Source organism: Bradyrhizobium sp. USDA 3262, from assembly GCF_054060035.1.
Map to the genome: position 1 here is coordinate 2,984,432 of NZ_JBSSCT010000001.1, position 10,467 is coordinate 2,994,898.

Annotated in this window: 9 protein-coding genes and 3 pseudogenes; 10 read left to right on the forward strand and 2 right to left on the reverse strand. The window is 65.3% G+C overall.

The annotated features are described in order from the left end of the window. Positions 1-58 precede the first annotated feature (58 nt). Positions 59-940 (forward strand): pantoate--beta-alanine ligase, encoded by an 882-nt coding sequence (locus tag ACVWYP_RS13910; RefSeq protein ID WP_209943990.1) that lies wholly within the window; start codon positions 59-61, stop codon positions 938-940. A gap of 328 nt (positions 941-1,268) precedes the next feature. Here ACVWYP_RS13910 and ACVWYP_RS13915 read toward each other — a convergent pair whose 3' ends face one another. Next, the gene (locus ACVWYP_RS13915; RefSeq protein WP_097671449.1) at positions 1,269-1,478 is read right to left on the reverse strand and encodes a hypothetical protein; all 210 of its coding nucleotides are present in this window, start codon (positions 1,476-1,478) and stop codon (positions 1,269-1,271) included. A gap of 213 nt (positions 1,479-1,691) precedes the next feature. Continuing rightward, positions 1,692-1,883 carry a phospholipase effector Tle1 domain-containing protein gene (locus ACVWYP_RS13920; protein WP_240537164.1) on the reverse strand — a complete coding sequence of 64 codons (192 nt, stop codon included), beginning with the start codon at positions 1,881-1,883 and terminating at the stop codon, positions 1,692-1,694. A 249-nt stretch (positions 1,884-2,132) separates the two neighbouring features. On the opposite strand from ACVWYP_RS13920, the pseudogene ACVWYP_RS13925 reads away from it, so the two are divergent. The 9 genes and pseudogenes from ACVWYP_RS13925 to ACVWYP_RS13965 form a co-directional block, all read left to right on the forward strand. Further along, positions 2,133-2,278, forward strand: a pseudogene (locus ACVWYP_RS13925) (cytochrome P450); the annotation flags it as partial. 90 nt (positions 2,279-2,368) lie between these two features. Continuing rightward, a complete protein-coding gene (locus ACVWYP_RS13930; protein WP_209946082.1) occupies positions 2,369-3,658 on the forward strand; it encodes a cytochrome P450 in 1,290 nt (429 codons plus the stop codon). Between the two features lies 1 nt (position 3,659). Continuing rightward, positions 3,660-3,948 (forward strand): annotated as a pseudogene (locus ACVWYP_RS13935) (ferredoxin); the annotation flags it as partial. A gap of 7 nt (positions 3,949-3,955) precedes the next feature. Next, on the forward strand, positions 3,956-4,777 hold the full coding sequence (locus tag ACVWYP_RS13940; RefSeq protein ID WP_026192342.1) for an SDR family oxidoreductase: 822 nt from the start codon (positions 3,956-3,958) through the stop codon (positions 4,775-4,777). Continuing rightward, entirely contained in the window at positions 4,777-6,120 is a 1,344-nt protein-coding gene (locus ACVWYP_RS13945) for a cytochrome P450 (protein ID WP_209946080.1), read from the forward strand. Before ACVWYP_RS13940 ends, ACVWYP_RS13945 begins: the two co-directional genes overlap by 1 nt. A 132-nt stretch (positions 6,121-6,252) precedes the next feature. Beyond that, on the forward strand, positions 6,253-7,251 hold the full coding sequence (locus tag ACVWYP_RS13950) for a polyprenyl synthetase family protein (RefSeq protein WP_209946078.1): 999 nt from the start codon (positions 6,253-6,255) through the stop codon (positions 7,249-7,251). A gap of 261 nt (positions 7,252-7,512) precedes the next feature. Next, the gene (locus ACVWYP_RS13955) at positions 7,513-9,063 is read left to right on the forward strand and encodes a hypothetical protein (protein ID WP_209946076.1); all 1,551 of its coding nucleotides are present in this window, start codon (positions 7,513-7,515) and stop codon (positions 9,061-9,063) included. Then, positions 9,060-9,947: a terpene synthase family protein gene (locus tag ACVWYP_RS13960; protein WP_253592547.1), complete on the forward strand. Its 888-nt coding sequence runs from the start codon at positions 9,060-9,062 to the stop codon at positions 9,945-9,947. The genes ACVWYP_RS13955 and ACVWYP_RS13960 overlap by 4 nt, the downstream gene beginning before the upstream one ends. A 14-nt stretch (positions 9,948-9,961) precedes the next feature. Then, a pseudogene (locus tag ACVWYP_RS13965) lies at positions 9,962-10,153 on the forward strand (transposase); the annotation flags it as partial. Positions 10,154-10,467 lie beyond the last annotated feature (314 nt).

The window sequence follows — 10,467 nt, forward strand, 5'->3', positions numbered from 1 at the left end:
GTAGTCTGAGCGATGGGACAAGGCCGTCCTTGTGTTCAGAAGAACTGGATCAAGACACATGCATCTAGATTCCCTTTCAGCAGGCAGGGCCTTCCTCCGGGAGGTCGCGAGAACAGGCCAGACGATTGGCACGGTGCACACTTTGGGCGCTCTGCACCGCGGCCATGCAGAACTCATCAGAAGGGCGGTAATTGAGAATGACGTTGCAATCGTCACGGTCTACCCGAACAAGAGCCAATTTGAGCCCGGTGTTAGCTACGAGTTCAATCTGGACGACGACATTGGGCTTGCGCTACGCGCGGGAGCAACCGCCGTGCTTTCGTCCAGCGATGCCGAGATGTTTCCGGCGGGCTATCGAACGTTTCTAACGCAAGACGACTATGATCTGCGTCTGGACGGGCCCGAGGAACACTTGAAGGAAGCTGTTACCGGTTCCATCCGCTGGATCTGCTATGCACGCCCCACTCGCAGCTATTTTGGCTTGAAAGATATCGGTCAGGCGATCTTGGTAAAGCGCGCCGTCGCAGACCTGCTTCTTGACTGCGAAATACGATTTGTGCCGACGGTGAGATATAGGAACGGAGTGCCGATTTCGTCGCGGCTACGACGCTTTAGCCGCTCTGAGCTCGATGAGCTTTCGTGCCTCTTCATGGCACTGAACCATTTGAGGAAAGAGATCGCTAAAGGGACGTCCTGCATCAAGGATCTGATAGCATCAGCCGAATCTCTGATCACATTCCGACAGTTTAAACTCGATTTCGTTCGGATCGTAGACGCTGATAGCTTCGAAGATCTGGAGCAGGTCAAGCTCCCTTTCATAATCATTGGTGCGGCAATGGCTCATGGCCTCAGGGTCTTTGATAGCATCTACGTTCCCGATCAGGATACGCTCCTGGAAGGTCCCGCGGATATTTGGATTGATTTGCCTGAGGAGCCGTAGCCGAACGCATCCTGCGTGGAAGCAGCATGCGTCGCCATCGGCGCGTTGCAAATCGACTCAATCGAGGTGATCGAGCCGAATCCGTTCGCTCTCTCCTCTCGGATCCTGGTCATGAACGCGCCGCGACCCACTCGAGCCATGCTGGAGCGCAGGGGGCTGTGTTATGAGTGCGCATCCTGGCTTCGTCGGCGAATTGGCGCCACCAGATGGTGAAAGACGCGCGCTTGAAGTACCACTCGGGTGGAGTAAACGCCTCGTTCTTGGCATTCTAATCGAGTCCGGGTTTCCTTGTATTCGGCCTCGAACACGTCGGATGGCTTGTGAGGGCCTATTGCGGCGAGGTCCCCGAAAAGGTCTCCAGGTTCTTGTATTCACCAGCTAGCCGCACGGCCGTCGGCAGATGCTCATCCAGCTTCAACGCCGCGTAAACCGCCGGCACGATGCCGGCGACCAGCGCCGTGGTGGCCGTGAGGTATTCGTACTTGTTGTCGCCTTTTAAGATTTCCCAACTTGCAAGCGCGCCAAAGATGATCGGCATTACAAGGAACACAATGCGCGTAGCGCCAGCGCGCGCTAGACCATGAGGGTGTTTGGCGTATAGGCACCCTATTCCTAGTGTTTGCTGCACGCCCCACTTCGCGGCGAAGCGCTCAAGTGCCGCCGGACGAAGGACAGCCTAGCTCTGCACTTGACGGAACCCTTCCGTCCACTTGACTTGCCCCCGCAAGCGACCGGGTTCGCACTCGTCGTGCTACGGACCAAGCGGATCCGGATCCAGCGTCAGGAATCTATCGTCGACCTCGATGCCGAAGCCGTCGGGCGTCTTGCCGTCGGTAAAGTTCTCGGCCGCATGCGCCATCCAACCCAACGAGATGTCAAAGAGGCGGGCTTCGTTTTCCGGATAGCTACCGCTGACATCGGAGTGGTTTCCGGCGAACCACACCTGCTGCAGCCAATCCGGATGCTTGAAATGTCGCGCAAGGGCTGCCCCGCACATTCAGTGCGAGAGCGGGCCTTTGTCGGCACTTGCTGCGCCGATTGTCGGTATTGAGACTCAACGCCAGAAACCTGACACTACGCGCCGCTACGGAGTGCCTGCTGGGCCTGCGAATTCACTTCGGCACGCGATTTGCTCTGTTCACGCATCATCACCAATCGCAGTGCGATGGTCTTCGGGACGGACACGGCGCTGGCGCTGGTCAAGCTGGAGCTCAAGGCGGTGTTCGGTTCGATATTCCAGCGCTTTTCCGCGCTCCGTCTGACCGTGGCGCCTGAAGAACTGAAGTTGCGCAAGGAGATCATCCTGGCGGATTCGAGGAGTTGCCGGTGCTCTGGTGATGTGGTGGACGCCCCCGGGAATCGCGATCTTCTCCGCAATTTGCCGGCGCGCATGGCGCGCGCCGATCAGCCAGCCAACAGGTAACCAGGATGGACGTGCAAGAAACCACGGCAACATGCGGGGACGCATTCGCTGAACTAGCGTCGCCAGCGTGCATGCACGACCCGTATCCGTTCATGCGCCGGTTGCGCGAGCACGATCCGGTGCATCGCGCGGCGTCGGGCCTCTTTCTGTTGAGCCGCCACGCCGACATCTATTGGGCGCTCAAGGCCACGGGCGATGCGTTTCGGGCTCCGGCGCCGGACGAACTGGCGCGCTATTTCCCGCGTGCGGCGACCAGCCTGTCGCTCAATCTGCTGGCGTCCTCGCTGGCGATGAAGGACCCACCGACGCATACGCGTCTGCGCCGGCTGATCTCGCGCGATTTCACCATGGGCCAGATCGACAACCTGCGGCCAGGCATCGCGCGCATCGTCGCCGCGCGCCTGGACGGCATGGCGCCCGCGCTGGAGCGCGGGGAGGCGGTGGACCTGCATCGGGAATTCGCACTGGCGTTGCCCATGCTGGTCTTCGCCGAACTGTTTGGCATGCCCCATGACGACATGTTCGGGCTCGCCGCCGGCATCGGCGCCATTCTGGAAGGCCTGCGCCCGCATGCCAGCGATCCCCAGCTCACCGCGGCGGACGCGGCCAGCGCCAGGGTGCAGACCTACTTCGGCTGCCTCATACAGCGTAAGCGCACCGACCCGCGCCACGACATCGTGTCGATGCTGGTCGGCGCACATGACGATGATGCCGACATGCTGTCGGATGCGGAGTTGATCAGCATGCTGTGGGGCATGCTGCTGGGCAGCTTCGCCACCACTGCTGCGACCATCGACCATGCGGTCCTGGCGATGCTCGCGTATCCCGAACAGCGGCACTGGCTACACAAAGACGCCGTGGGGGTGAAGGCATTCGTCGAAGAAGTCCTGCGCTGCGACGCGCCCGTCATGTTCAGCTCCATTCCGCGTATCGCCCAGCGCGACATCGAACTGGGCGGCATGGTGATCCCGAAGAGCGCGGACGTGCGCATGCTGATCGCGGCCGGCAATCGCGACCCCGACGCCTTCGCCGATCCCGACCGCTTCGATCCCGCGCGGTTCTACGGTACCAGTCCTGGCATGTCGACCGACGGGAAGATCATGCTGAGCTTCGGCCACGGCATTCACTTCTGCCTCGGTGCGCAACTGGTCCGGGTGCAGTTAGCCGAGAGCCTGCCGCGAATCCAGGCGCGCTTCCCCACGCTGGCCTTGGCCGAGCAGCCGACCCGGGAGCCCTCCGCGTTCCTTCGGACGTTCCGCGCGCTGCCGGTGCGGCTGCATGCGCGGGGGAGCTGAGATGCGCGTCGTGGTCGACCAGGACCTGTGCGGAACCAGCGGGCAGTGCGTGCTGACGCTGCCGGGCACCTTTCGCCAGCGCGAACCAGACGGCGTGGCCGAAGTGTGCGTGGCGACGGTCCCGCAGGCGCTGCACGCCGCCGTGAGGCTCGCGGCGAGCCAGTGCCCGGTCGCCGCCATTCGGGTCATCGAAAGCGACGCTGGCGATGGCGAGCGCGCCGGTGCCGACCCTGCGCCTTCTCCAGCGGAGGGCCGAGCGCCATGCCGCGAGAGACCAATGCCATCCAGGAGGACACGATGGGACGGTTTGCAGACAAGGTGGCCGTGGTGACCGGCGCAGGCATCGGCAAGGCATGCGCCGTCGCTATCGCGCGCGAGGGAGGCAGAGTGGTGGTCGCCGACATTGATGGCTCGGCGGCCATCGCCTGCACTGCGCAAATTGCATCCGAAGCGGACCGCGCGCTGGCCTCGGCCACAGACATCGCCGATGCGCACGCGGTGGCAGCGCTGTTCGAAACGGCGGAGCGCCACTTCGGTGGGGTCGACCTGCTGGTGCATCTGACTCCGCGCGACCGCGGGATCCTCGACCTGGACCTGGCGGTCTGGGATCAGACAATGGCGACCAATCTGCGCGGCACGTTGCTCTGCTGCCGGCAGGCCATCCCACGGATGATCGGCCGCGGTGGTGGCGCGATCGTCAACACGTCGTCGTGCCAGGGGCTCAGCGGTGACACCGCGCAGACGTCCTACGCCGCGTCGAAGGCGGCGATGAACATGCTGTCCGCCTCGCTCGCCACCCAGTACGGTCATGCGCAGATCCGCTGCAACGCGGTTGCACCGGGTCTCATCATGACCGATCGTCTCCTCGCCAAGTTGGACGAGTGCACGCAACGGCATCTGCGGCGGCACCAGCTCCTGCCGCGCGTCGGCCGCCCCGACGATGTGGCTGCGCTGGTGGCGTTCCTGCTCTCCGACGATGCTGCGTTCATCACCGGCCAGGTCGTGTGCATCGACGGCGGCATGCTGGCGCATGTGCCGACGTACGCCGACGGTGGCAACAGCCGCGCCGCGCGGCCTTCCGGCGAGACCGCCGAAGCGGACACGTCGCCGCGCTGCTGATGGACATGATGCTCAACCCGCTGAACCGTCGGCATCGGCTACGGCACGACATCCCGGTCGTGCCCGGCGCTTTCCCCTTGGTCGGTCATCTTCCCGCCGTCGTCTGCGACCTGCCGCGCCTGCTGCGGCGCGCGGAACGGAGGCTGGGCAGCCACTTCTGGCTGGATTTCGGCCCTGCCGGACACCTGATGACCAGTCTGGATCCGGATGCTCTCGCACTGCTCCGGCACAAGGACGTATCCTCGGCGCTGATCGAAGACATCGCGCCCGAATTGTTTGGCGGAACGTTGGTTACCCAGGACGGCATCGCGCACCGGCAGGCGCGCGATGCGATCCAGGCGGCGCTTCTGCCCAAGGGGCTGACCCAGGCCGGCATCGGCGAGCTGTTCGCGCCCGTCATCCGGGCGCGCGTGCAGAGGTGGCGCGACCGCGGCGACGTAACCATCTTGCGCGAAACCGGCGATCTGATGCTTAAGCTGATCTTCAGTCTCATGGGAATCCCCGCGCAGGACCTGCCGGGATGGCGCCGCAAGTACCAGCAACTGCTGCAGTTGATCGTCGCGCCCCCGGTCGACCTGCCCGGACTGCCCTTGCGGCGCGGCCGCGCCGCCCGTGACTGGATCGATGCGCGGTTGCGCGAGTTCGTCCGCGCCGCGCGCGAACATGCCTCGCGCACCGGGTTGATCAACGACATGGTGAGCGCCTTCGATCGCAGCGACGATGCGCTTTCCGATGACGTCCTGGTCGCCAATATCCGCTTGCTGCTGCTTGGTGGTCACGACACCACCGCCTCGACGATGGCCTGGATGGTGATCGAGCTGGCGCGGCAGCCTGGGCTGTGGGACGCCCTGGTCGAGGAGGCGCAACGCGTGGGCACGGTGCCGACTCGGCACGCGGACCTGGCGCAGTGTCCGGTCGCCGAGGCGATGTTCCGCGAGACGCTGCGCGTGTATCCGGCGACGCCGCTCCTAGTGCGTCGCGCACTGCGTGAATTGAGACTCGGCCAACGGCGCATTCCCGCGGGCACCGATCTGTGCATCCCACTGCTGCATTTCTCCACCTCGGCGCTGCTGCACGAGGCGCCTGATCAGTTTCGGCTGGCGCGGTGGCTGCAACGCACCGAGCCGATCCGGCCGGTGGACATGCTGCAGTTCGGTACCGGCCCACACGTCTGCATGGGCTACCACCTGGCATGGCTGGAACTGGTGCAGTTCTGTATCGCCTTGGCGCTGACCATGCACGAGGCCGGGGTGCGGCCGCGGTTGCTAAGCGGCGTCGAAAAAGGCCGGCGCTATTACCCGACCGCACATCCGTCCATGACGATCCGCATCGGATTCTCATGAGCTGGCATCGCATGCCCCTGTGGCGAGCCAACGGCGCCGGCGACGCGCAGCATTGCTGCACTCGGTGCGACGCCGACAACACCCTGGCGGCGGGGCTCGCCGTGGCGGTCTTCTGTCAAGGACAAAAACAACATGCAGACCGGTTCCATGCCACAGGACGACAGAACTGATGATTCCGCGCCCGGCGGATCGGGCACGCAGGCGCGCGGCGCATCCGGCTTGCTGCTCCCCGAGATCTGGATGCAGGACGGCGCAAAGCGGGTCGAACTGGAGCTGGCGCGTCTTCTCTGCGCCGAACATGACGGTGAGACCGAGCTGATGGCGGCGATGCGCTACGCCACCTTGCATGGCGGGAAACGTACCCGCGCCTTGCTCTGTCTGGCTGCCGGCGCATTGGCCGACACACCGGCGCACATGCTCGAAAACGTCGCCGCCGCCATCGAGATGATGCACGCCTGTACCCTGGTTCACGACGATCTGCCCGCGATGGACGACGACGTGCTTCGCCGCGGCCGTCCGACCGTGCACGTCAAGTTCGGCGAAGCGACTGCGATCCTGGTCGGCGATGCGCTGCAGGCGCACGCCTTCCTGACCCTGGCGAGCCTGGATGCGCCGGGCGACAACCGTATCGCGCTCGTGCGCGAATTGGCGCAGGCGGTGTCCGCCGAGGGTGCCGCAGGCGGGCAGGCCATGGATCTGTCGCTGGTTGGAAAGCACGTCGAGCTGGACAGGATCGTGGCGATGCACCGGATGAAGAGCGGAGCGCTAGTGCGCGCGTCCGTTCGCATGGGCGCGCTATGCGCAGTCGCGGATGATGCCGCGCACGCTGCGCTGTACTGTGCGCTCGATCATTACAGCGCTTGTTTCGGCCTGGCGCTGCAGGTGATCGACGACATTCTCGACGTGACAGCGGATACCGCGGCGCTGGGCAAGACCCCCGGCAAGGACGAGGCGGCGCAGAAGCCGACCTGCGCGTCGTTCATGGGGCTGCAGGCAGCACGCCAGTTCGCGCTGGATCTGTTGCGCGATAGCGGGGAGGCTATCGCGCCGCTGGGGCCGCGTACGGAGCGGTTGGCGCAAATCCTACAGCGGACCAACGCGTATCTGTTCAAGCACGCGCCATCCGCATGAGCGCGCCCGTCCGCATGGAGGCGCCCCCGTGGCGTTGCGATCGGCCGGCGGCAGCGGTGCATGCTGCACTGTGTCCCCGAGTTCGCGCCGCTGATCGCAGCGGTTGGCCAGCATTGCCGCGGCGCACGTGGCGCGCGGCGCGCAAGCCTATGCGGCCGTCCGGCGCTGCTGAGGCGCCGGACCGCGACGGGCCTGCGGCGACGTGCGCGGCGTCTGCCCGATTCTGGTTCCCGTCAATCGTTTGCAGAAGGAACATCCCGCGTGAATGCGCTGTCCGAACAGATTCTTTCCGAATTGCGCCGCCTGCTGAGCGAGATGAGCGATGGTGGCCGCGTCGGTCCGTCCGTCTACGATACGGCGCGAGCGCTGTGGTTCCACGGCAACGTCACCGGTCGGCAGGACGCATACGCGTGGCTCCTCGCGCAGCAACAGGCCGACGGCGGTTGGGGAAGCGCGGACTTCTCGCGGTTCCGCCATGCGCCCACGTGGGCGGCGTTGCTGGCATTGCCGCGCGCCGATTCTCTTCCCGGCGTTCCAGACGCAGTCCAGGCTGCAACCCAGTTCCTCCAGCGCCAGCCCGATCCCTACGCGCATGCGGTGCCGGAAGATGCGCCCATCGGCGCGGAGCTGATCCTGCCGCAGCTTTGCGGCGAGGCCGCATCCTTGCTGGGCGACGTGGCGTTTCCGCGCCACCCGGCGCTGTTGCCGTTGCGGCAAGCGTGCATGGTCAAGCTGGGGACTGTGGCAACGTTGCCGAGCGGCCATCCATTGCTGCACTCCTGGGAAGCCTGGGGGACGTCGCCGACCACCGCATTCCCGGATGACGACGGCAGCATCGGCATCAGTCCGGCGGCCACCGCCGCGTGGCGTGCGTACGCCGTGACACAGGCGAGCACGCCGCAGCTCGGGCGCGCCGATGAGTATTTGCAGATGGCATCGCGGGCGACGCGCAGCGGCATCGAAGGTGTCATTCCCAATGTCTGGCCGATCAATGTGTTCGAGCCATGCTGGTCGCTGTACACCCTGCATCTGGCCGGGCTGTTCGCGCATCCCGCGCTCGCCGAGGCGGTGCGCGTGATCGTCGCGCAGCTCGACGCCCGCCTGGGCGTGCGCGGTCTGGGCCCGGCCTTGCACTTTGCGGCCGATGCGGACGACACCGCCGTTGCGTTGTGCGTCCTGCGCCTTGCAGGCCGCGACCCGGCGGTCGATGCGTTGCGCCAATTCGAAATCGGCGAACTGTTCGTCACCTTCCCCGGCGAGCGCAATGCCTCGGTGTCGACCAACATCCATGCCCTGCATGCGCTGCGACTGTTGGAAAAGCCCGCCGCGGGCATCAGCGCCTACGTCGAGGCCAATCGCAACCCGAACGGTCTGTGGGACAACGAAAAATGGCACGTTTCGTGGCTGTATCCCACCGCGCATGCGGTCGCTGCGCTGGCGCAAGGCAAGGCGCAGTGGCGCGATGAGCGCGCGCTGGCGGCGCTGCTGCTGGCGCAGCGCGAGGACGGCGGCTGGGGCGCGGGTCGCGCGTCAACGTTCGAGGAAACCGCCTATGCGCTGTTCGCGTTGCACGTGATGAACGGGAGCGAAGAGCCGACAGGGCGCCGGCGCATCGCGCAAGCAGTAGCGCGTGCGCTGGAGTGGATGCTCGCCCGCCATGCGGCGCACGCGTTGCCGCAGACGCCGCTGTGGATCGGCAAGGAACTGTATTGTCCAACTCGGGTTGTGCGCGTCGCCGAACTCGCCGGGTTGTGGCTGGCGCTTCGTTGGGGACGGCGCAACCCGGCCGAGGAAGCAGGAGCGACGCCATGATCCAGACCGAACGCGCGCTGCAGCAGGTGCTGGAGTGGGGGCATTCCTTGACCGGGTTCGGCGAGGAGCATGCCGTGGAAGCGGTGAGGGGTGGCCAGTACATCCTGCAGAGCATCCGCCTGAGCCTGCGCGACATCAGCGCCCGCACCGGCCGCGATCCGCAGGACGAAACGCTGATCGTGGCATTCTATCGCGAACTGGCGCTGCTGTTCTGGCTCGACGATTGCAACGATCTTGGCTTGATCGCGCCGGAGCAGCTCGCCGCGGTAGAGCAGGCGCTGGGGCAGGGCGTGCCGTGCGCGCTTCCCGGATTCGAGGGCTGCGCTGTGCTGCGCGCTTCGCTGGCCGCGCTCGCCTACGATCGTCGCGACTATGCTCAGCTTCTCGACGATACCCGGTGCTACTGCGCAGCGCTGCGCGCCGGGCACGCGCAAGCGGCGGGGGCGGAACGCTGGTCTTACACCGAGTACTTGCACAACGGCATCGATTCGATCGCCTACGCGAACGTGCTCTGTTGCCTGTCGTTGCTGTGGGGGCTGGACATGGCGACCTTGCGCGCGCGTCCGGCGTTTCGCCAGGTCCTGCGGCTCATCTCCGCGATAGGGCGCCTGCAGAACGACCTGCATGGACGCGACAAGGACAGGTCGGCCGGCGAGGCCTGCAACGCGGCGATTCTCCTGCTGCAGCGCTATCCGGCTATGCCTGTGGTGGAGTTCCTCAACGACGAGCTGGCCGGCCTTACGCGCATGCTGGACCGGGTGATGGCGAAAGAACGCTTTCCCGCGCCCTGGGGAGCGTTGATCGAGGCCATGGCGGCCATCCGCGCGCAGTACTACCAGACCTCGACCAGCCGCTACCGCAGCGACGCTGCGGGGGGAGGCTAGCGTGCGCCGGCTTCGTCAACGGCGAGATCAAGCGGCGGACCGAAGTGGTCGGCATCTTTCCCAATGAGGACGCCATCACCCGTCTGGTCGGCGCAATCCTGTTCGAGCAGAATGACGGGCGGGGCGTCGAGCGTCGACGCTACATGACACTGGGAACCATCGCCCCGTTGGGCGATGATCCCGCCGTGAGCCTTCCGGCTATCGCCACTGACCGATCCAGGCCCATGCCGGCACCCGCACTCAGCTACACCACGCTGCGGGGCACGATCATACAAGAAGGCTCAAGAACGCCCACAGAACCGTTCTTCGGGAGGTTCCTTATCGATTTCCGGCCATGGGGGCAGTCTGCGTGTCCGCTGCAGGAAGTCGGCGGCTCCGCGTCAGGTTCTCGACAGATATCGCACATAGAGCAGGGTTTCCAGAGGCGATCATAGCTGGCGATCGCTGCAAGAATACTGGAGCGCCCGGTCGGAGTGCTTCGACGCGGCATTTTGGGCGTTCACGATAGTTTTCTGCTGGG

Bases quoted from the DNA above. Each gene is read 5' to 3' on its own strand.
- ACVWYP_RS13960 (WP_253592547.1), top strand. From the start codon at position 9,060: ATGATCCAGACCGAACGCGCGCTGCAGCAGGTGCTGGAGTGGGGGCAT.
- ACVWYP_RS13915 (WP_097671449.1), bottom strand. From the start codon at position 1,478: ATGCCGATCATCTTTGGCGCGCTTGCAAGTTGGGAAATCTTAAAAGGC.
- ACVWYP_RS13910 (WP_209943990.1), top strand. From the start codon at position 59: ATGCATCTAGATTCCCTTTCAGCAGGCAGGGCCTTCCTCCGGGAGGTC.
- ACVWYP_RS13945 (WP_209946080.1), top strand. From the start codon at position 4,777: ATGGACATGATGCTCAACCCGCTGAACCGTCGGCATCGGCTACGGCAC.
- ACVWYP_RS13930 (WP_209946082.1), top strand. From the start codon at position 2,369: ATGGACGTGCAAGAAACCACGGCAACATGCGGGGACGCATTCGCTGAA.
- ACVWYP_RS13940 (WP_026192342.1), top strand. From the start codon at position 3,956: ATGGGACGGTTTGCAGACAAGGTGGCCGTGGTGACCGGCGCAGGCATC.
- ACVWYP_RS13950 (WP_209946078.1), top strand. From the start codon at position 6,253: ATGCAGACCGGTTCCATGCCACAGGACGACAGAACTGATGATTCCGCG.